Genomic DNA, 23,252 nt, shown 5'->3' with positions numbered 1-23,252 from the left:
ATTTCGAAAACGTTTTCGATAAATATTTCGCATTTTTTTTATCTTAAAAATATAATTTCGAAATATTAAACAAACCAATTTTATTAATCAAACAAAAATTTTAAAATGAAAAAAATTACTAATTTTTTGAAAAACATGTTTTTTTTGATGGCAATTTTGCTAATCAATCAAGCATTTGCTCAAAGTGGTGTTTTATCAGGTAAAGTTACAGACAGTAAAGGGGAGGCTGTTATTGGCGCGAATGTTGTTGCAGGATCTAATTCGACAATGACGGATAGCAACGGTATTTATACTTTTTCTTCTGTTAGTAATGGATCAATTACAATTACTACTTCTTACATTGGGTTTCAAACTAATGTAAAAGAAGCAATTGTTGAAGGAAATACTACCATTGATTTTGTATTACAAGAAGAAACTTCAGATTTAAACGAAGTGGTGGTTACAGGTGTAGTCAATCCAAAGACTAAATTAAAATCAAGTGTTTCAATAACGACAGTTAACGCGAAGCAAATTGAACAATCAGCACCAAGATCAACTGCAGAAATTTTCAGAACAATTCCAGGTATTCGTTCTGAATCTTCAGGAGGAGAAGGGAATTCAAATATTTCAGTTCGTGGTGTACCTATTTCTTCTGGTGGGTCAAAATATTTACAAATTCAAGAAGATGGATTGCCGGTACTTTTATATGGAGATATTTCTTTTGGTACTGCAGATATTTTTACAAGATTTGATAGAAATGTGGCTAAAATAGAAGCTATTCGTGGAGGTTCAGCTTCTACATTATCTTCAAATTCACCTGGTGGAATCATTAATTTCATTAGTAAAACTGGTAAAACTGAAGGAGGAAGCATGGCTACAAGTTTTGGTTTAGATTATAATGATTTTAGAACAGATGTAGAATATGGTTCTAGAATAGGTGAAGGATTATATTTTCATGTTGGTGGATTTTACAGAGCTGGAGAAGGTGTGAGAAGTCCAGGTTTTACAGCAAATAATGGTGGACAATTCAAATTCAATATCACTAAAGAATTTGAAAATGGTTCGGTAACAATTTATACCAAATTCTTAAATGATAGAGCGGCTGCCTATATGCCAATGCCTATTAAAGTAACAGGTACTAATTCTGATCCAAATTGGGATAGTGTAAGCGGATATGATGCAACAACAGGAGCATTACAATCAGTATATTTAAGTCAAAATGTTGGATTAGGTTCTGATGGTGAATTAAGAAGAGGGAAAGTAGCAGACGGAATGCATCCAGTATCTAAAACAATTGGGGCATCTATAAATTTTGATTTACTAAACGGTTGGAAATTATCAAATAATGGGCGATTCTCTTTTAATAATGGACAATTTATTGCGCCATTCCCTGCTGAAGTTGCTTCTGCAGCTTCTATTGCAAATTCTTTTGGAGCAGGTTCTACATTAAGTTATGCAAATGATGGGTCTGCATTTAATACAGCAAATGGGTTAGTGGCAAGAATTCATATGTTTGATGTTCAATTAAACAATTTCAATAACTTTATGAATGATTTCCGTATCACTAAGAAATATGATAAAGTAGGAATCACTGCAGGGTACTTTAAATCTATTCAAAATATTTCAATGTCTTGGTTATGGAATTCATATCTTCAAGAAGTTTCGGATAATAATCCTCGTTTAATTAATGTTATTGACGCAAGTGGAAATTTATTATCTCAAAATGGATTATATGCTTATGGTGTTCCATATTGGGGAAATTGTTGTACAAGAAATTATGATACACAATATAACGTTTCAGCTCCTTATGCAAACGTAACTTTAGATGCTACTGAAAAATTATCTTTAGAAGGAGGAATTCGTTATGATAAAGGCCAGGTTGATGGATCGTTTTCTGGTGCTGTTCAAACGGTTTATGATATTAATAATGATGGAGATATTTCTACACCTGAATCAAGTGTTTCTGCAGTTGATACTGCAAACTCAAATGCCGTAGATTATAGTTATGGATATGTATCTTATACTTTAGGGGCAAACTATTTGTTGAATGAACAACAATCTTTCTTTGTAAGATATAGTAAAGGTGCTTCTGCAAAGGCTGACAGAATTTTGTTTTCTGGATTGAATTATTTAGATGGAGACAAAATCAATTCATTAGATTATCTAGCACAAGCTGAGTTTGGATATAAAAGAAAATTTTCAAAAGGATATTTATATGCTACTTTGTTTAGCTCTGCTACAACAGAAGAAGGAGGATTTGAAGCTTCATCAAATAGTATAATTGATAATGATTATAAATCATATGGATTAGAATTAGAATCTTCATACGATGTAAATGAGGATTTAAATTTTAGAGGTGGATTTACTTATACAAAAGCTGAAATAACTTCTGGAGCAAATGATGGAAATCAGCCAAGAAGACAGCCAAAATTAATGTATAATTTTATACCAACTTATAAATTTTCACAAAGCAAAAATACGTTGGGATTAAGCTTTATTGGTCAAACAAAAGCATATGCACAAGATAATAATGACTTAGTAATGAATGGTTTTGTAATCGTTAACGGATTTGTTGAATTTGGATTAACAAAAGGATTATCATTGAATGTAGCAGGTAATAATTTACTTGATACTTTAGCTATTACCGAATCTGAAGAAGGTAGTATTACAGAAAATACTACAAACATTGTTAGAGCAAGACCTTTGCCAGGAAGATCAATTTCAATGACTTTATCATATAAGTTCTAATTAAATTATTTCATGTTTAGTTTATAATTCCTGTACCAATTTAATATTGGTATGGGAATTATTTTTAAAACTAATGTATTTTTACAATATGAATTACTAAAAAAAATTACAGATGAATAAGTTGTTTTTCCTAATTCTTTTCTTTTTCGGAATTGCTCAAAATGAGTTAATTGGACAAGAAATTCAAAAAAAAACTACTGAACAGAAAACAATTATTGTTTATGGAAGTGATGAGTGCCATCATTGTATAGAAACCAAAGCGTTTTTGAAAGAGAAAAAAATGGATTTTATTTTTTATGATATTGATAAAAACCCTGAAGCTTTAAAAGAAGTACTTATAAAACTAAAGAATGCTAATATTAGTACTTCTAATCTTGGAATACCAGTAGTTGATAAATATGGAGTATTATATACTAATAATGGGGATTTTCAAGAATTTCTAAAAAAATTAGAATAAATGAATAAAATAAAATTAAGCTTTTGGCAAATCTGGAATATGAATGTTGGCTTTTTTGGCATTCAATATAGTTTTGGATTACAACAAAGTGCAGTAAACCCAATATATGATTTTTTAGGAGCTACTCCAGATGAAATTCCTTTGTTAAACCTTGCTGGTCCAGTAACAGGATTGTTAGTTCAACCTATTATTGGAGCAATGAGTGATAAAACATGGCATCCAAAATTTGGTCGTCGCAAGCCCTACTTTTTTATTGGAGCTTTATTGTGTAGCTTATGTTTGTTGGCTTTCCCTTATAGTAGTTCATTATGGATGGCTGCTGGATTGCTTTGGGTTTTAGATGCAGGAAACAACACCGCGATGGAGCCATATAGAGCTTTTGTAGCAGATAAATTAAATGACGAACAGCAGCCTCTTGGTTTTCAGATGCAAAGTTTTTTTACTGGTTTTGGACAAACTTTAGCTAACCTTTCATTGTTTATTTTTCCATTGATTTTTATTGGAAAAACGGGTTCATTGCCTACATGGGTATACGCTTCATTCTTTTTAGGAGCCATTTGTTCAATTGGTTCTATTTGGTGGAGTATGCGAACCACATCTGAAATACCACCAACAGAGGAAGAAATTGTTCAAATGAAAACCAAAAAAGGAGGATTTTGGCATCCATTAGTTGAAATTTTTTCTGCAATTATTGAAATGCCAAAAGTGATGTGGCAATTAGCTTTAGTTTATCTATTTCAATGGTATGCTTTGTTTTGCTATTGGCAAAATTCTTCTAAAAGTATTGCTTTGTCAGTTTGGAATGCTACTCCAAAATCTAATCCAGATGCATATGAAAAGGCAGTTAGCTGGACAGGATTAGTAAATGGATGGTATAACATCGTAACTTTTTTAGTCGCTTTTTTGTTAGTTGGTTTTGCAAAAAAGTATAGTGCTAAATATGTGCATGCAGCGTGTTTGTTTATCGCAGCAATTGGTTTTTTAGCATTTCCGCATATCGAAAACAAAAACGTATTATTTGTTGCAATTACTGGTTTTGGAATAGGCTGGGCAAGTATGATGGGCATTCCATATTTAATGATTGTTTCTAATATTCCAAAAGAACGTTACGGTGTTTATATGGGAATTATAAATATGATGATTGTGATTCCTATGATTTTTCAAAATCTTACGTTTGGTTATATTTTAAAGCATTTTTTAGATAATGACCCAAGAAATGCAGTCACTTTTGCAGGTGTGTTTTTATTGATTGGTGGTATATTTACACTGTTTATTAGATCAAAAAAACAAATTACAATTTAATCTATGAATGATATTTTTTATAATAAATCAATAGAATTATTGCACGAAGTAGCTACAGTGAATGGTTTTTTAGCAAGTGCAGAAAATACCTCAAATTATCAAAGGGTTTGGGCTAGAGATGGTGTGATTTGTGGTTTGGCAGCATTGGCTTCTAATGATGAAAAATTGATTGAAGCATTTGAAAAAACACTTGAAACGTTAGCAAAACACCAACATAAAATAGGAACAATTCCTTCGAATGTTTTAATTACAGAAGATGAAATTGAGGTCAGTTATGGCGGTTTAGCAGGAAGAGTTGATGCTGTAACTTGGTTTGTTATAGGAGTTTGTCAGTATGGATTTTATATGGACGATTTTGATTTTGTACAAAAATATTCATTAGAAATTGAAAAATGCCTTACTCTGTTAGAATCTTGGGAATTTAATAATAAGCATCTTTTATATGTTCCCCTTTCAGGAAATTGGGCTGATGAATATATTACAGATGGTTACGTTTTGTATGATCAATTATTACGAGTTTGGGCTTTAAAAAGCTATAATCATTTTGTAAAGAGGGATGAAATTACCACTAAAATAAGTGAAATCATCACTCAAATAGAAATTAATTTTACGCCTAATTCTACTGGAGAAAAGTTTCATCAAAGAGCTTATGATGAATTAATCTTTCAAGATTTTATGCCTTGTTCGTTTTCGCCATCAGGTTATAAATTGCAATTTGATGCTTTTGCAAATGCTTTAGTTTTATTGTTGAATATTGGAACAACTGAATTTCAAAACAAAATTATTCAGTATTCAAGTCAATTAGCAGCTGAAACTAAATTAGGATTGTTGCCAGCATTTTGGCCACCTGTTTTTCCTGAAGATGAACATTGGAATTTACTTAAAAGTAATTGTAAATACGAATTTAGAAATTTTCCTTATGAATTTCATAATGGAGGAAGTTGGTCAATGGTCAATGGATTTTTTGGATTAGCCTTGTTGTCAAAGTCTGAAATTGAAAAAGCTTTTTTTATTTTAGAAAATGTAAATAAAGCAAATGCAACAGTTGACTTTTCGTTTTATGAAAACTTCAATACTAATACTAAAGAGCCAAATGGAGTTGCTTATTGTGCTTGGAGTGCAGCAGCTAGTATTTTAGTGCATCAATCATTACATAATAATTTTAAATTTTTATTCTAGTTTGAAAACTATAGATATTATAAGTATAGGGGAAGTGTTAATTGATTTTATAGGGCATGAAGTCAACACTTCTATTAATAAAACCAAAGATTATCATCGTTTTTTAGGTGGTTCTCCTACTAATGTTGCTGTTAATGCTTCTAGATTAGGTTTAAAAACGGTTCTTGTAGCCTCTTGCGGACAAGATGGATTAGGTGATTATATTGTTAGAAAATTAAAATCTAATCATGTAAATACCGACCATATTAGAAAATCTGATGTAGCACCAACATCGGTAATTTTTGTTTCAAAGTCTACAGACACACCTGATTTTATAGCGTATAGACAAGCCGATTGCGAAATATATGAGGATCAATTACCAGATGGAATTATTGAAAGCGCTAAAATATTTCACACTACTTGTTTTGCGTTAAGTAAAAATCCAGCGAGACAAACTATTTTAAATAGGGTAAGAAAAGCTAAAGAGTTAGGGCTAAAGCTAAGCATTGATATTAATTTTTCGGAAAAAATTTGGCCAGATAGAGAAGAAGCTAAATTAATTTTGAAAGAATATCTTGCGAATGATCCGTTGGTAAAACTAAGTGAAGATGACTGTTATAGATTGTTTGCTGAAACGAAGTCTGAAGAATATATTTTTGATTATTTTCATGGTTTAGGTGTTACTACAATTTGTTTAACAAAAGGGAAAAATGGAGTTGTTGTTTCAGATTTAAATAACGGATTATTTTTTCAAAAAGCCCTAGAAATTCACGAGATCAAAGATACTACTGGAGCTGGAGATGCATTCTGGACCGGATTTTTATATGCGCAAATTCAAAATAAAACAGTTGAAGAAAGTATGTCAATAGCTCAAAAATTGGCCGCAATAAAACTGCAAAATGTAGGAAGATTACCAGATAACATTAATCTTAATCAAATTTTACAAGGTTAAACATCAAGCCTAGTTTGTTTTTAAGTTATGTGAAAAAGTTGCAGTTTTAGAATTGCAACTTTTTTTATGAATGTTTTTTTTAAAGATTATGGTTAAAAATTTCTCATTTTATGCGCATACCATTATATTTGTAAGTTAGTAAAATATAAAACCATGCATAAAGATAGTAAACGTAGAGAAGCCTTATTATATCACGCAAAACCAACTCCTGGTAAAATTCAGGTTGTTCCAACAAAAAAATATGCCACACAAAGAGATTTAGCTCTAGCTTATTCTCCAGGTGTAGCCGAACCTTGTTTAGAAATTGAAAAAGACGTTAACAACGTTTATAAATATACCGCAAAAGGAAATTTAGTAGCTGTAATTTCAAACGGTACGGCCGTTTTAGGATTAGGAGATATTGGTCCAGAAGCTTCAAAACCAGTAATGGAGGGAAAAGGGTTGCTATTCAAAATCTTTGCAGATATTGATGTTTTTGATATTGAAGTTGGTACAAAAGATATTGAAGAATTTATCGCAACAGTTAAAAATATTGCGCCAACTTTTGGAGGAATTAATTTAGAAGACATCAAAGCACCAGAATCATTCGAAATTGAAAGACGTTTGGTGGAGGAGTTAAATATTCCTGTAATGCATGATGACCAGCACGGAACTGCTATTATTTCATCAGCGGCTTTATTAAATGCTGTTGAATTAGCCGGCAAAAAAATGGAAGAAGTTACTATGGTAATTTCTGGTGCAGGTTCTGCGGCTATTGCATGTGCTAATTTATATGTATCTTTTGGTGTAAAACCAGAAAATGTAGTAATGTTCAATAGTAAAGGTGCATTGCGAAAAGACGATCCAAAAATATCTGACATGCAACGCGTTTATGCTACAGATAAACACTATGACGATTTAGCTCATGCTATGAAAGGTGTAGATGTTTTTGTAGGATTGTCAACAGGAGATATTGTTACTCCAGAAATGTTATTATCAATGGCTGATAATCCAATTGTGTTTGCTATGGCAAATCCAACTCCAGAGATTAACTACGATTTAGCTATTGCAACAAGAAAAGATATTATTATGGCAACTGGTCGTTCAGACCATCCAAACCAAGTAAATAATGTATTAGGTTTTCCATTTATTTTTAGAGGTGCTTTAGACGTTAGAGCTACTAAAATTAATGAGGAAATGAAAAAAGCAGCCGTTGTAGCTTTAGCTAATTTGGCAAAGGCTTCGGTGCCAGAACAAGTTAATATTGCTTATGGAGAAACTAAATTAACATTTGGTCGCGATTATATTATTCCAAAACCTTTTGACCCAAGATTAATTGCCGAAGTTCCACCAGCAGTTGCAAAGGCAGCAATGGATTCGGGTGTAGCTTTAGCGCCAATTACTGACTGGGAAAAATATAAAGATGACTTATTAGAACGAATGGGTTCTGATAATAAAATGATACGTTTGCTAACGAATAGAGCGCGAACAAATCCTAAACGAATTATTTTTGCTGAAGCGGATCAAATTGATGTGTTAAAAGCAGCACAAATTGTTCATGAAGAAGGTATTGGTTTTCCTATTTTATTAGGAAATAAAGAAATTATTAAAGAATTAAAAGAAGAAATTGGTTTTGATACCGAAGTGCCAATTTTTGACCCAAAAACAAAAGAATCTGAAGCAAAAAGACATTCATATGCACAGCATTTTTGGGAATCGAGAAGACGAAAAGGAGTTACTTTATATGATGCAGAAAAATGGATGCGTGAGCGTAACTATTTTGGTTTAATGATGGTTAACACTGGTGAGGCTGATGCAATGGTAACGGGTCATTCTAGAAGTTATCCTTCAACTATTAAACCAGTTATGCAATTGATTGATAAGGCACCGGGCGTTTCAAAAATTGCAACTACTAATATGATGATGACGGCTAGAGGTCCAATTTTCTTGTCGGATACTGCCATAAACCCAAATCCATCTGCTGATGATTTAGCAAGAATAGCATTGATGACTGCAAAAACAGTGAGAATGTTTGGAATGGAGCCAGTAATCGCAATGATATCTTATTCAAATTTTGGTTCTTCTCAAAATGAAGGCCCAAATAAAATAAGACAAGCAGTAGATTATTTACATGAAAATTTCCCAGATTTAATTGTTGATGGAGAAATTCAAACAGATTTTGCTTTAAATTCAGAGATGTTGAAAAGTAAATTCCCATTTTCTAAATTGGTAAATAAAAAAGTAAACACACTTATTTTTCCAAATTTAGACGCAGCAAATATTACATATAAATTATTGAAAGAATTAAATAAAGCGGAATCAATCGGACCAATAATCCTTGGATTAGATAAACCAGTGCACGTGTTCCAATTGGGAGCAAGTGTAGAGGAAATGGTTAATATGGCTGCTGTAGCGGTGGTTGATGCACAAGAAAAAGGGAAGAAAAAACTGTAATTATTTTTTATATGATAGCTCACATTCAAGGTAGATTAGTAGAAAAAACACCGACCGAAGTTGTAATCGATTGCAATGGTGTAGGGTATCATATTAATATTTCTTTGCACACATTTTCATTATTGCCTGATTCTGAAAGTTTAAAATTATTTACTTTTTTACAAATTAAAGAGGATGCGCATGCCTTGTATGGATTTGTTGAAAAGCAAGAGCGTGAATTGTTTAAATTGTTACTTTCAGTTTCTGGAGTTGGTGCAAGTACTGCTAGAACTATGCTTTCTTCGTTGGCTCCTAATCAAATTATTCAAGCAATTGCATCAAATGATGTTGGGACAATGCAATCAATGAAAGGCATTGGAGCAAAAACAGCTCAACGCATTATTCTTGATTTGAAAGAGAAAGTGTTAAAAGTTTATAGTTTAGACGAAGTTTCAGTAATTGAAAGCAATACAAATAAAGATGAAGCGTTATCTGCATTAGAAGTTTTAGGTTTTGCTAGAAAAGCAGCTGAAAAAGTAATAGATAAAATCATTAGAGAAACCCCAAATGCCTCTGTTGAAAACTTAATAAAACAAGCTTTAAAAAATTTATAAAACTTGGAAAAAACAGCAATAAAAGCAATAGGTAAGTTAAAATATAGTATTGCATTCGTAGTAATGTTATTTTCGTATTCACTACAAGCTCAAGTAGATGAACAAGAACAAGATACTTTAAAAACGGGCATAGATTTAGGAAAAATTGAAATGCCTAATCCTAAAAGTATATTAGAGTCATATACCTATGATGCCGCATCTGATAGATATATTTATACAAATTCAGTTGATGGTTTTAATATTAATTATCCTTTAATCTTAACACCTAAACAATATGATGAACTGGTATTGCGTGAGCAAATGCGTAAATATTATCAAGAAAAATCAGCTGCTATTGATGGGAAAAAAGCTGGTTCTGATGCCGCAAAGAAAAATTTATTGCCAAGATATTATGTAAATTCTAAGTTTTTTGAAGCAATTTTTGGTAGTAATACTATTGATGTGAAACCAACAGGTTCTGTAGAATTAGATTTAGGTGTACGATTCACAAAACAAGATAACCCATCATTTTCGCCAAGAAACAGAAAAACAACCAGCTTTGATTTTGATCAAAGAATCAGTGTTGGGTTACAAGGAAAAGTGGGTACAAGATTAAGTGTAAATGTAAATTATGATACCCAATCAACGTTTGCTTTTCAAAACTTAATTAAATTAGAATATGCGCCTACTGAGGACGATATAATTCAAAAAATAGAAGTTGGAAATGTAAGTTTCCCGCTTTCAAATTCTTTGGTTAGAGGTGCTCAAAGTTTATTTGGAGTTAAAGCACAATTACAATTTGGAAAAACAACTTTTACAGGTGTTTTTTCGGAACAAAAATCGCAAACAAAATCGGTTACATCTCAAGGAGGAGGAACATTGCAAGATTTTGAAATGTTTGCCTTAGATTATGATTCGGATAGGCATTATTTTTTATCGCAATATTTTAGAAATAAATATGATAAAGCATTAGAAAACTATCCCTATATTAATTCTCGTGTGCAAATTACAAGAATTGAAGTTTGGATTACCAATAAACAAAACAGAGTAAACACAACAGAAAACAATTTAAGAAATATTGTTGCTCTTCAGGATTTGGGAGAATCACAACTTTTTGGATTAGCAGATAGCGAGGTTGTTGGAGTTCCAGATGCTGGTTTTTTCAACGTTACTCCAGATACTCCTTCAAATAATGGAAACAATAAATTTGACCCAAACAACATAGGAAGTAATTTTTTGAATAGTTCCATTCGAGATGTTTCAACGGCCCTAAATGGTTTTAATATTCCTGCAATGGCTGAAGGAATCGATTTTGCGAAACTAGAAAACGCAAGAAAACTTACGGCTACAGAATATACTTTTCATCCACAATTAGGTTACATTTCATTAAATCAAAAACTAGCAAATGATGAAGTTTTAGCGGTTGCATATCAATATACAATTGGTGATCAAGTATATCAAGTTGGAGAATTTGGTACAGATGGAGTAGATGCAACTAATGTTGATACAGCTGGTGTTCCTTCTGCACAAGCTTTAGTTTTGAAAATGTTGAAAGGAAATTTAGTGGTTGTTGAAGAACCAGTTTGGGATTTGATGATGAAAAATATTTATCAAATACCTGGTGGATATCAACTACAACAAGAAGATTTTAAACTTAATATTTTATATACCGATCCTTCGCCATTAAATTACATAACACAATCAGGGATTGATCCACTTCCTGCGGGTGTTGCAGATACACCTTTGTTAAAAGTGTTTAATGCTGATAGATTAAATTATACTAATGATCCACAAGACGGTGGAGATGGTTTTTTTGATTTTATTCAAGGATTAACCATAGATGCACAAAAAGGAAGAGTTATTTTCACCACAGTAGAGCCATTTGGTAAGCATTTATTTGAAAAATTGCGTTTAAATGGTGCTGAAGATTATGATGGAGGAATATATAATACAAACCAAACAAAATACGTTTTTAGAAATTTATATAAATCAACACAAGCTGCTGCTTTACAAGAAAGTGCTAAAAATAAATTTCAATTAAAAGGGCGTTATAAATCTACTGGAGGTGATGGAATTTCTATTGGAGCATTCAACGTGCCGCAAGGCTCGGTGGTAGTGACTGCGGGTGGTAGAACACTTATAGAAGGTGTTGATTATACTGTAAATTATCAATTAGGAAAAGTTCAAATTCTAGACCCTTCGCTACAAGCATCAAATACACCAATCGAAGTTTCAGTGGAGAACAATTCTATTTTCGGTCAACAAACTAGAAGATTTTGGGGTTTCAATGTAGAGCACAAATTTAATGATAAATTTTTAATAGGTGCAACCCTTTTAAATATGACTGAAAGACCATTTACAACAAAATCAAATTATGGTCAAGAATCAGTTAATAATACCATTTTTGGATTGAATACTAATTTCTCAACAGAGGTTCCATTCTTGACTAGATTAGTAAATAAATTGCCAAATATTGATACAGATGTGCCTTCTAATTTGTCATTTAGAGGTGAAATAGCTTATCTAAAACCAGGTAGTTCAAAAACGGATCAATTTAATGGTGAAGCTACAACCTACATTGATGATTTTGAAGGTTCACAGTCAACAATTGACATGCGTTCAGCTTTATCATGGAGTTTAGCAAGTGTGCCATTGGAAGGTGATTTTGATGGCGACCCAACTTCAAATGAACCACCTGTTGATGTATTGAGTATTGGTGATAAACGAGCAAAGATGTCTTGGTATTCAATAGATCCATTGTTTTATACACAACCTCCTTCTGGAATCAGTGATGATGACTTGTCGTTTAACAAAACGCGCCGTATTTTTAGTAGAGAATTATATCCAGTTACAGACATTGCTCAAGGGCAATCAACTGTTATTAGTACTTTAGATTTAACTTATTTTCCAAAGGATAGAGGACCTTATAATTTCAATTCTTCATTAGCAGCAACAAATGTATTCACTGATGCTGATGCTCCAAATAACTGGGCAGGAATTATGCGACCTATTAACTCTACAAATTTTGAGCAATCAAATGTAGAGTACATTCAATTTTGGGTAATGGACCCATATTATGGAAATCCAGGAGACGTAGCTGATCCAACAAATTCAGGTAAAATAGTATTCAATCTAGGTGAAATTTCTGAAGATGTGTTAAGAGATGGTAGAAAACTATTTGAAAATGGTTTACCTGAAGCTGGTTCAACACAACCAACAGTAGAAACTGCCTGGGGTAAAGTTCCTGCTTCTCAATCATTAATATATGCTTTTGATACTTCTGAAGCAAATAGAACGGTACAAGACGCAGGTTATGACGGATTAACAGATGTTGATGAAGCGGCGAAATATACAAATTTTGCAGCCCAACCTGACCCAGCAGCAGACAACTATCAATTCTATTTAAGTGCATCTGGAGATGTAATCAATAGATATAGAAATTATAACGGTAATCAAGGAAATTCACCAGTAACCGTTACGGATACTAACAGAGGAAGTACAACTTACCCTGATGTAGAAGACGTGAATCGAGATAATACGATGAATACCATCAATGCTTATTTTAAATTTGAAGTGCCAATTCAATATTATCCAGATGGAGCAGTTCCGGTAGGTCAAAATTATATTGCTGATTTTAGAGAAGATAATAATGTGGATTTACCAAATGGAGAAACAGGTAAAGCAAGATGGATTTTATATAAAATTCCAATTTTAGAGTTTACCGATGCTAATAAAGTTGGTCCAATTTCAGATTTTCGCTCAATACGTTTTATGCGTATGTATATGGCTGGATTTAAAGACGAAGTAACGTTGCGTTTTGGTGCTTTAGATTTAGTAAGAGGCGAATGGAGAAGATATACTAGTTCATTAGATATAAATGATATTGATGTAGATGATGATAATACTGGATTTGATGTTGTTGCTTTAAATATTCAAGAAAATGGTAGCCGAAGTCCAATTAATTATGTAACTCCACCAGGAGTTGTTCGTGAACAATTATATAATAATAATACTGTAATTAATCAAAACGAACAATCACTTTCATTAAGAGTTTATAAGAAAGACCCAGCTTTGTCTGGTTTGGGTGGATTAGAAACGCAAGATTCTAGAGCCGTTTTCAAAAATGTAAATGTTGATATGCGTCAGTTTAAAAAACTAAGAATGTTTTTACACGCAGAAGCAATTGAAGGAAATACAAATCCTGATCGATTGGAAGATGATGAAATGGTTGCTTTCATACGATTTGGGAATGACTTTACGGATAACTTCTATCAAGTGGAAATGCCTTTAAAAGTAACAGACCACGGCGCTACATCCGCTGATGAAATTTGGCCAGCAGATAACGAAATCGCTTTACCATTATCATTATTAACTAAGCTTAAAATTTTAGCATTAGGAAATGATCCAGGTATTATATATGATGCAAATGGAATTGGATTTGTTGAAGAGGAAGCAATTGGTTCAGAGGATAATAAATTAACTTTAGGAATTAAAGGAAATCCAAATTTTGGCCTTGTTAGAACTTTAATGGTTGGGGTTAAAAATAAAAACTCTGGAGATCCATTAAGGGGTGAAGTATGGTTCAATGAGTTGCGTATTTCTGATATGGATAATAAAGGAGGATATGCTGCTGTGGCTAACTTGGATACAAATCTTGCTGATTTTGCAAATGTTTCTGCAACAACAAGAATTAGTACCATTGGTTTTGGGTCATTAGAACAAGGACCAAACGAAAGAAGTAGAGAAGACGTTTTTCAATATGATGTTGTAACCAATGTAAATTTAGGAAAATTATTACCTAAAAAATGGGGAGTTAATTTACCGTTTAATTATGCAGTTGGAGAAGAAACTATTACGCCAAAATATGATCCGTTTTATCAAGATATTGAGTTAAATCAACTATTAGATATTACAACTGATGCTACTGAAAGAGCTAATATTGAAAATAGAGCTATAGATTATACAAAACGTACAAGTATCAACTTCATTGGTGTTAAAAAAGAAAAGAATCCAGAAAAGAAAACTCATTTTTATGATGTTGAAAACTTAACACTTTCTTATTCGTTGAACGAAACGGAGCATCATGATTATGAAATCGAAAGTCTAGTAGATAAACAAAATCGTTCGTCAGTTGATTACGCCTATACATTTAAACCAAAGACTATTGAGCCATTCAAAAACTCAAAAGCCTTAAAGAAAAGTGGTTACTATAAATTATTGACAGATTTTAATTTTAATTTCTTGCCAACAAATATCAACTTTAGTTCAAACATTATTAGACAATTCAATAAACAACGTTTCAGATTGGTTGATGTTCAAGGAATCGGGCTTGGTGATTTGTATCGAAGAAATTATTTCTTTAATTATCAGTATGGTTTTAATTACAATATCACAAAAGCACTTCGTGTAAATTATACGGCTTCTTCTAATAATATTGTGCGAAATTATTTGGATGAAAATAATTTACCAATCGATGGATTAGATATTTGGGATGATTATTGGAATATTGGTCAATCTAACCAACACAACCAACAAATTGTAGTAAATTATGACTTGCCAATTAATAAAATTCCAGCATTAGCTTTTATTAAATCAACATATATTTACACTGGTGATTACAACTGGCAACGTTCATCAGATGCTTATTCAACTGTTGAAGCAGAAGATGGAACTATTTATTCATTAGGAAATACAATTCAAAATGCAAGTTCTCACAAATTAAACACTACGTTTAATATGGACACATTTTATAAATATATTGGTTTAACTAAAAACAAATCAAATAAATCAAAAAACAAATCGAAAGATACTAAAGATAAAGGAGCAGCTCCAAAACCAGGACAAAAACTAGTGGCAGCAAATAAAAACATTAATACTGAACGAAATATTTTTGTAAGTGGTTTAATAGGAGTGGTTACTAGTATAAAAAATATCCAAGTAAATTACACTGAAAATAGCGGAACTGTACTACCAGGATATTTACCAGGATTAGGATTCTTTGGTTCTTCTAAACCAACACTTGGATTTGTTTTTGGAAGTCAATCTGATGTTCGATATGAAGCAGCTAAAAATGGTTGGTTAACTTCATTTCCGGAATTCAATCAAAATTTTACTCAAGTTGAAAACAAGCAATTAAATTTTACGGCTCAATTAGAACCGTTCCCAGATTTAAAAATTGATTTGACAGGAGAAAGAATGTATTCTTTTAATTATTCTGAGCAGTATGATGTTACAGCGGGCCAATATAATTCGCGTTCACCTTACGATTTTGGAAACTTTAATATTTCAACGATTTTAATAAAAACTGCATTTTCACAAAGTGATATTAATTTTTCAGCAGCTTTTGAAGATTTTAGAGATAATCGTATAAAAGTTGCTAATCGTTTAGCAGAGTCATATTATGGAAATGTTACTATACCAAGAGATGCAGAAGGATATCCAATAGGATATGGTAAAAATAGTCAACAAGTATTACTTCCAGCTTTCATTGCTGCGTACTCTGGAACAGATGCTGGAAAAGTTTCGACAGGAGTGTTTAGAAACGTGCCGTTGCCAAACTGGAATGTAAAATATACTGGTTTAATGCGTTATACTTGGTTTAAAGATAAATTTAAAACATTTTCAATTCAACATGGCTATAGAGCTAGTTATAACATTAATTCTTTCCGCTCTAATTTGAATACAACTCCAACGGATGTTAATGGGAATTTCTATGCTAATAAATTAATCTCAAATGTAAATTTAGCTGAACAGTTTAATCCATTAATTAAAGTGGATATGACTTTGAAAAACTCACTTAAAATTTTAGCCGAAATTAAAAAAGACAGAACGTTAAATATGAGTTTTGATAATAATTTACTAACAGAAGTAAGTGGAAATGAATATATCATAGGACTTGGATATAGAATTAAAGATGTTACCATAAATTCTTCTTTAGCAGATAATGTTTCAGGAGTTATAAAAAGTGATGTTAATATAAAAGCAGATTTTTCTTTGCGTAAAAGCAATACAATTGTTCGTTATCTAGATTATGATAACAATCAATTAGGAGGAGGGCAAAATTTATGGTCGGTTAAATTTACTGCCGATTATTCGTTTAGTAAAAATCTAACTGCGATTTTATTCTATGATCATCAGTTCTCTCAAGCGGTAATTTCAACATCATTCCCAATTACTAATATTAGAGCTGGATTCACACTTAGATATAATTTTGGGAACTAAAAAACAAAAAAGCCTGTAGTCATTTACAGGTTTTTTTGTTTCTAAAGGATTGTGAAAAAATAACAAAAAACATATTTTGCAATTCAATAAATACAATTACATTTGTACAACAAAAAATCATATTAAAATGAATATACCAACTAATTTAAAATACACAAAAGACCACGAGTGGGTTTTAGTTGATGGCGATGTTGCAACAGTAGGAATTACAGATTTTGCTCAAAAAGAATTGGGTGATATTGTCTATGTTGAAGTGGAAACATTAGATCAAACATTAGATAAAGATGAAGTTTTTGGAACAGTTGAAGCAGTAAAAACAGTTTCTGATTTATTTTTACCTCTTTCAGGTGAGATTATTGAATTTAATGATTCTTTAGAGTCAGATCCAGAAAAAGTAAATACTGATCCTTATGGAGATGGTTGGATGGTAAAAGTAAAAATTTCAGATGTTTCAGAAATGGAAACACTTTTATCAAGTGAAGATTACAAAGCACTTATCGGAGCGTAATTTTTTAATACTAGCTATACTTTGGACAATTGGAATTACCATTGGAAGTCTAGTAAGTTTAAATAATACACCTAAATTAAGTATTCCCGGAAAAGATAAAATAGCTCATTTTATATTTTATTTTGTGTTTGTGCTGTTTTGGTTTTTAGCATTAAAAAGTAAGGTGAAAAATAAAAATTTCAGCCTTGTTTTAGTTTTTGCAGCGGTTTTGTATGGAATTACTATGGAAGTTATGCAGTCGCTATTAACAGAAAATCGACAAGCAGATTTTTATGATATAGTAGCCAATACATTTGGTGCGCTTTTTGGAATTTTTGTAGTTTCTGTATTTTTAAACAAAAAGTAACTTACATAAATTATTTTAAGTATAAAAACTTCAAATAATTACAATAAAAACATCCCATTTCGATGGGATTTTTTATTTTTACCACATATTACAAATAATAAAAAATGGACATCAAGCAATATTTAGATTCCACTTATTTAAAAACAGCGGAACAAGCAAATTTATCGGAAGAAAAGAATACTGAAGTGGTTAGAAATTGCATTCAAGAAGCAATTGATAACAACTTTAAATTGATTATGATTCGACCAGATAAAGTGGTTTTGGCAAAGGAAATGATTCAAAAGTTTAATTCTAAAGTAACTATTGGAACTGTAATAGATTTTCCAGAAGGAGATGGTACTCTTGAATCTAAACTTGAAGAAGCTGCTCAAGCTGTAGAAAATGGTGTTGATGATTTAGACTTTGTAGTTAATTACAAAGCATTCAAAAATGGAGCACTTGACGAAGTGAAAAAGCAAGTAATTGAATGCACAAAATTTGGATTAAAACATAACAAAATTGTAAAATGGATTATTGAAGTTGCTGCTTTAGATAATCATCAGATAGTGCAGTTGTCAGCATTAATAAAAAATGTAGTAATAGCTAATTGTAGTGAAAAAGACTACGAAAAAGTATTTGTAAAATCATCTACAGGATTTTATAAAACACCAGAAGGAATGCCAAATGGCGCTACTGTTCCAACAATTAAATTAATGTTAGAAAATTCATTTCCTTTGCCAGTTAAAGCCGCTGGCGGAGTTAGAACCTATGAAGAAGCTGTTGAGATGGTTCAGCTGGGTGTAAAAAGAATTGGAACTTCTGCAGCAAAAGCAATTGCTAATGGAGAAATTTCTAATAGCGAATATTAATAAATTATGAAAAAGTCCCTGTGTTTTCTGATTGCAATTATTGGTTTTTCAGCTTTTGCTCAAACGAATACCAATGAACAATTTCCTGTTTTTCCAGATTGTGCAAACGCTATGAGCAATCAACAAGAAGGATGTTTTTATACTACTATTCAAAACTTTTTTTATACTAATTATAAAGTTCCACAAGAATTACAAGCTAGTAATTATAAGGGAAATGTAATGGTGCTTTTTGAAGTAGATACTATTGGAGCATTTAAAGTTTTATATATTGATGCCACACATGAGTCATTAAAAACAGAAACAAAAAGGGTTTTTCAAACTTTACCGAAAGTAGTTCCTGCAAAATACTCAGGAAAACCTACTTATTCAAAATTCACTTTGAAACTTTCTATTCCGTTAGAGCAACCAAAACCTTTCGAAGATAGGAACCAAGTGCTACGAGATAAGACGAATAGTAAGCTTATTGATAACACAAAAGAATTATCTGAATATGATTCAATTGTATATAAACCATTTGAAAATCCGCAATTTAAAAGCAACGGAAATATTCCGTTTACACATCAAAATTATGCGGTATTTGATGCTTTGTTAAACCAAGTGGGAAGTAATAATCATACAGCTTCAAAACCTTATTCGTATGATGAAGTAGCTAAATATTATGATTTTGAGGTAGTCAATCAAACGGCTTTGAAACAAAAAGAATCGTGGTGGGGAAGAAAATTTTGGAACGAAAATTTAATTGCCATACAAGGTGAAGGATATTGGTTTACATTGAATCCAATTTTAGATTTAAGAATTGGAAAAGATACCGAAAGTGAAGCTTCAAATACATTTGTAAATACACGTGGAGTAAAAATAGATGGAGCTTTAGGCAAGCAATTAACTTTTACTACTTCTATTTATGAAAGTCAAGGGCGATTTGCCGATTATTACAATGCCTATGCAGAAAGTATTAAGCCTTCTGGTGGAAATCCAGCTATTATTCCTGGAATTGGAATCGCAAAACGTTTTAAAGAAGATGCTTATGATTTTCCAATGGCAGAAGCAAATATTAAATACACGCCAAGTCAATTCATTAATTTGCAATTAGGCTACGGAAGAAATTTTCTTGGAGATGGATATCGTTCGTTATTGCAAAGTGATGGAGCTAGTCCATATCCTTTTTTTAAAATTAATACAACCTTTTGGAAAATTAAATATACAAATACTTACATGTGGTTAAAAGATGTAAGAGATTTAGCAACTGTTGACGGAACTTATGCAACAAAATATATGGCAAGCCATTACTTGAGTTGGAATGTTACAAAACGATTTAATTTAGGTTTCTTTGAAAATGTAGTTTGGACCAATACCAACGAAAGAGGTTTTGATTTCAACTTTGTAAATCCATTGATATTCTATAGAGCTGTAGAGTTTGGTTCGTCTTCAAAAGCTGGAAATGCGGTATTAGGACTTTCTTCAAAATACAAATGGAACAATCAGATCAACTTTTATGGACAATTTTTAATCGACGAATTTGCTATAGGTGATGTTCAAGAAAGCAATCAAAGTTGGAGAAATAAATTTGGATATCAAGTTGGTGTAAAATATTATGATGCATTTAAAATTAAAAATTTGATGCTTCAATTAGAATACAATCAAGTGCGGCCTTATGTGTATTCACATAGTAATCCTTTAACAAATTATGGACACAACAATCAAAGTATGGGGCATAATTGGGGTGCTAATTTCAGAGAATTAGTAGCTATTGCAAAATATTACAAAGGAAGATACTTCGCGGACGCAAAATTAATTTATGGTCAACGCGGATTTGATTTCAATAATGGAACGGATACTTTTAATTACGGTGGAAACATCTATTTAGATTATGATGAAAATCGTCCATATGATACAGGTGTTTCCATAGCGCAAGGAAATAAAACGACCGTTATGATTGCCGATTTACAAGTAGGATATTTGGTTAATCCAGCTTCAAATTTAAAAGTTTTTGGAAACGTTTTATTTAGAAACTTTGATCCAACAGCTGAAACGGCTACAACTGTGCAATCAAATACAACTTGGTTTTCTATTGGACTAAGAAGTGATTTGTTTAATTGGTATTTTGATTATTAGTGGTTTTTTAGATTTTCTAAATTCTAAATTCTAAATTCTAATTTCCAAATCGTATATTTGCACGCAATTTCAAAGCAAAAACAATAAAGTGGACACAAACACACAACCTCAAATTAAAAAATCTTTATATAAAGACTTTGTAGAAGTTACAAAGGCACGATTAGCAATTAGTGTTGTTTTTTCAACAATTGCGGGTTATTTGTTGGGTGTTGATTCTTGGTCTTCACAAAATTGGTTTGTGCTATTATTATTAGCTATCGGTGGATATTGTATGGTAGGAGCATCAAATGTTTTTAATCAAATTATTGAGAAAGATTTAGATGCCTTAATGGATAGAACCAAAAATCGTCCGCTTCCATCAGGTAGAATGACCAAACAGACAGCTTTCATTTTAGGAAGCATTTTAACCATACTAGGCTTAATTATCTTATACAACGTAAATCCGAAAACAGCTATGTTTAGCGCAATTTCGATTTTTATGTATGTGAGTTTATACACGCCGTTAAAAACAGTTACACCATTATCTGTATTTGTGGGCGCGTTCCCTGGAGCAATTCCCTATATGTTGGGTTGGGTAGCAGCAACAGGTCATTTTGGTATTGAAACGGGTACTTTGTTTATTATTCAATTCTTTTGGCAGTTTCCACATTTTTGGGCTATTGGTTGGTTTTTGTATGATGATTACAAGAAAGCAGGATTTTTTATGTTGCCAACTGGAAATAAAGATAAAAAGACTGCATTACAAACAATTTTATATACCTTTTGGACTATTTTAGCTTCGGTAATTCCAGCGTTTGGTTTTACAGGAAAATTGTTTTTGTCTAAACCAGCTGTTGTGGTGGTAGTTTTATTAGGTATTTGGATGTTGTATTATGCTTTCAAACTGCATAAAGAGATGGATGCAAAAGCAGCTAGAAAATTAATGTTAGTGAGCGTTTCATACATTTCATTGTTACAAATAGTGTATGTTTTAGATAAATTTTTACGATAGTTATGGAAAATAAAATGACTTTTGAAGAAGAACAAGAACGAAAAGGAAAAACCTATAAAATGTTATTATGGTTTGGAATGATAAGTATTTGTATGATTTTTGCTGGTTTAACAAGTGGTTTTATAGTTAGTAAAAAAAGACCAGATTGGGTAGCAGATTTTAATATGCCAAAATCGTTAATAATTAGTACAATTATAATTATTTTAAGTAGTGTCACATTTTATCTTGCGAAAAATGCTGTAAAAAAAGGATTTAATTCAAAAGGAATGTTTTTCTTGGCGGCAACTTTAATTTTAGGTATATTATTCATTGTGTTTCAATTTAATGGTTTTTCAGAGTTGTATAGTATGCAATTAGTTCCAACTGGGCCATCAAGTACAGTAAGTGTTTCTTTTTTGTATGCCTTTGTAATTGTGCATGTTGCGCATCTTTTTGGAGGAATAATTTCACTTTTAGTAGTAATTTATAATCATTATAAACAAAAGTATAATTCGGCTCAAACCCTTGGTATAGAGCTAAGTGCGATGTATTGGCACTTTATGGATTTTATTTGGGTTTATTTGTTTTTGTTTTTCTATTTTTTCAAATAGAAAAAAAATAATAAATTTGGGAACTTTTTAACAATTAAAAAATTTATGGGAGCGACAGTTATTTCAAATGAACACGCTTTAGACGGAGGTCCAGGACCATTAGGAGCAACCTATGGTAAAATGATGATGTGGTTTTTCATTTTATCAGATGCATTAACATTTTCAGGATTCTTAGCAGCGTATGGTTTTTCAAGATTTAAGTTTATTGAAACTTGGCCAATTGCTGATGAGGTTTTTAATCACTTTCCATTTGCACATGGTGTTGATGCACCAATGTATTATGTAGCGTTAATGACTTTTATCTTAATCTTTTCTTCTGTAACTATGGTTTTAGCTGTAGATGCAGGTCACCAATTGAAAAAAACTAAAGTAGCTGTTTACATGGCGCTTACAATTGTTGGTGGATTAATATTTTTAGGTTCTCAAGCTTGGGAATGGAAAAATTTTATTAAAGGTGAATTTGGAGCTGTTGAAACAAAAGGTGGTTCTATTTTACAATTTGTTAAAAAAGGAGCTAATGGTGAATATGAAAGAGTAGCTCTTGGTGATTTTGCTTTAACATTGCCAGAAGAACGCGAACAATTAAACAGAAACAATGGTTTTTGGTTTATGAGTGAAGCTTCAATTCCTTCTCATTCTGTAAATGAAGTGGTACAAGGTTTTAAAGCTGATGAATCAATTTTAGTTCGTACTGAAACTATCAATGCAGAAAAAGAAAAAACAGTTTTAACTAGAGAAGAGTCTATCAAAAGATTAGCAGATACTAAATATGTTGTTGAAGGCGCTAACTTAGTTAGAAATGAATATGGAAGTAAATTGTTTGCTAACTTCTTTTTCTTTATCACTGGTTTCCATGGATTCCACGTTTTTACTGGAGTTTTAATCAATATTATTATTTTCTTTAATATATTATTAGGAACTTACGAAAAAAGAAAAAGTTACGAAATGGTTGAAAAAGTTGGATTGTATTGGCACTTTGTCGATTTAGTATGGGTGTTTGTATTTACTTTCTTCTATTTAGTATAATTTATTTAA

Annotated in this window: 15 protein-coding genes; all 15 read left to right on the top strand. The window is 31.7% G+C overall.

Annotation, left to right across the window (positions count from 1 at the left end; translation table 11 throughout):
- The first annotated feature begins 105 nt into the window (after window positions 1-105).
- Window positions 106-2,727: a TonB-dependent receptor domain-containing protein gene (locus G4L40_RS00140; RefSeq protein ID WP_166234815.1), complete on the top strand. Its 2,622-nt coding sequence runs from the start codon at window positions 106-108 to the stop codon at window positions 2,725-2,727.
- 112 nt (window positions 2,728-2,839) lie between these two features.
- Window positions 2,840-3,184, top strand: coding sequence for a glutaredoxin family protein (locus G4L40_RS00135; protein ID WP_166234813.1), 345 nt, complete (start codon window positions 2,840-2,842; stop codon window positions 3,182-3,184).
- A complete protein-coding gene (locus tag G4L40_RS00130; RefSeq protein ID WP_166234812.1) occupies window positions 3,185-4,486 on the top strand; it encodes an MFS transporter in 1,302 nt (433 codons plus the stop codon).
- Window positions 4,487-4,489: 3 nt separating this feature from the next.
- Window positions 4,490-5,665, top strand: a complete 1,176-nt coding sequence (locus G4L40_RS00125) for a glycoside hydrolase 100 family protein (RefSeq protein WP_166234810.1) — start codon at window positions 4,490-4,492, stop codon at window positions 5,663-5,665.
- Window position 5,666: 1 nt separating this feature from the next.
- Window positions 5,667-6,596, top strand: a complete 930-nt coding sequence (locus tag G4L40_RS00120; RefSeq protein ID WP_166234808.1) for a carbohydrate kinase family protein — start codon at window positions 5,667-5,669, stop codon at window positions 6,594-6,596.
- A 153-nt stretch (window positions 6,597-6,749) separates the two neighbouring features.
- Window positions 6,750-9,029, top strand: coding sequence for an NADP-dependent malic enzyme (locus G4L40_RS00115; protein ID WP_166234806.1), 2,280 nt, complete (start codon window positions 6,750-6,752; stop codon window positions 9,027-9,029).
- A gap of 11 nt (window positions 9,030-9,040) precedes the next feature.
- Complete coding sequence (gene ruvA, locus G4L40_RS00110) at window positions 9,041-9,622, top strand: Holliday junction branch migration protein RuvA (RefSeq protein WP_166234804.1); 582 nt, start codon at window positions 9,041-9,043, stop codon at window positions 9,620-9,622.
- Between the two features lie 63 nt (window positions 9,623-9,685).
- A complete protein-coding gene (sov, locus tag G4L40_RS00105; protein ID WP_166235604.1) occupies window positions 9,686-16,822 on the top strand; it encodes a T9SS outer membrane translocon Sov/SprA in 7,137 nt (2,378 codons plus the stop codon).
- Between the two features lie 127 nt (window positions 16,823-16,949).
- A complete protein-coding gene (gene gcvH, locus G4L40_RS00100; protein ID WP_166234802.1) occupies window positions 16,950-17,330 on the top strand; it encodes a glycine cleavage system protein GcvH in 381 nt (126 codons plus the stop codon).
- A complete protein-coding gene (locus tag G4L40_RS00095) occupies window positions 17,299-17,676 on the top strand; it encodes a VanZ family protein (protein ID WP_166234800.1) in 378 nt (125 codons plus the stop codon). The genes gcvH and G4L40_RS00095 overlap by 32 nt, the downstream gene beginning before the upstream one ends.
- Window positions 17,677-17,780: 104 nt before the next feature.
- Complete coding sequence (gene deoC / locus G4L40_RS00090; protein WP_166234798.1) at window positions 17,781-18,524, top strand: deoxyribose-phosphate aldolase; 744 nt, start codon at window positions 17,781-17,783, stop codon at window positions 18,522-18,524.
- Between the two features lie 6 nt (window positions 18,525-18,530).
- Window positions 18,531-20,636: a capsule assembly Wzi family protein gene (locus tag G4L40_RS00085; protein WP_166234796.1), complete on the top strand. Its 2,106-nt coding sequence runs from the start codon at window positions 18,531-18,533 to the stop codon at window positions 20,634-20,636.
- 88 nt (window positions 20,637-20,724) lie between these two features.
- A complete protein-coding gene (gene cyoE / locus G4L40_RS00080) occupies window positions 20,725-21,627 on the top strand; it encodes a heme o synthase (protein WP_166234794.1) in 903 nt (300 codons plus the stop codon).
- 2 nt (window positions 21,628-21,629) lie between these two features.
- Window positions 21,630-22,217 (top strand): cytochrome c oxidase subunit 3, encoded by a 588-nt coding sequence (locus G4L40_RS00075; protein ID WP_166234792.1) that lies wholly within the window; start codon window positions 21,630-21,632, stop codon window positions 22,215-22,217.
- A gap of 45 nt (window positions 22,218-22,262) precedes the next feature.
- Window positions 22,263-23,243 (top strand): cytochrome c oxidase subunit 3, encoded by a 981-nt coding sequence (locus G4L40_RS00070; protein WP_166234790.1) that lies wholly within the window; start codon window positions 22,263-22,265, stop codon window positions 23,241-23,243.
- Window positions 23,244-23,252 lie beyond the last annotated feature (9 nt).

This window comes from Flavobacterium celericrescens, from assembly GCF_011392075.1.
Classification (GTDB): Bacteria; Bacteroidota; Bacteroidia; order Flavobacteriales; family Flavobacteriaceae; genus Flavobacterium; species Flavobacterium celericrescens.
Note: the sequence above shows the minus strand (reverse complement) of the source record. Positions and strands in the feature narration are given on the sequence as shown.

Coding starts and splice junctions, on each gene's coding strand:
- G4L40_RS00140 (WP_166234815.1), top strand. CDS start 106: ATGAAAAAAATTACTAATTTTTTGAAAAACATGTTTTTTTTGATGGCA.
- G4L40_RS00135 (WP_166234813.1), top strand. CDS start 2,840: ATGAATAAGTTGTTTTTCCTAATTCTTTTCTTTTTCGGAATTGCTCAA.
- G4L40_RS00130 (WP_166234812.1), top strand. CDS start 3,185: ATGAATAAAATAAAATTAAGCTTTTGGCAAATCTGGAATATGAATGTT.
- G4L40_RS00125 (WP_166234810.1), top strand. CDS start 4,490: ATGAATGATATTTTTTATAATAAATCAATAGAATTATTGCACGAAGTA.
- G4L40_RS00115 (WP_166234806.1), top strand. CDS start 6,750: ATGCATAAAGATAGTAAACGTAGAGAAGCCTTATTATATCACGCAAAA.
- ruvA (WP_166234804.1), top strand. CDS start 9,041: ATGATAGCTCACATTCAAGGTAGATTAGTAGAAAAAACACCGACCGAA.
- sov (WP_166235604.1), top strand. CDS start 9,686: ATGTTATTTTCGTATTCACTACAAGCTCAAGTAGATGAACAAGAACAA.
- gcvH (WP_166234802.1), top strand. CDS start 16,950: ATGAATATACCAACTAATTTAAAATACACAAAAGACCACGAGTGGGTT.
- deoC (WP_166234798.1), top strand. CDS start 17,781: ATGGACATCAAGCAATATTTAGATTCCACTTATTTAAAAACAGCGGAA.
- G4L40_RS00085 (WP_166234796.1), top strand. CDS start 18,531: ATGAAAAAGTCCCTGTGTTTTCTGATTGCAATTATTGGTTTTTCAGCT.
- G4L40_RS00075 (WP_166234792.1), top strand. CDS start 21,630: ATGGAAAATAAAATGACTTTTGAAGAAGAACAAGAACGAAAAGGAAAA.
- G4L40_RS00070 (WP_166234790.1), top strand. CDS start 22,263: ATGGGAGCGACAGTTATTTCAAATGAACACGCTTTAGACGGAGGTCCA.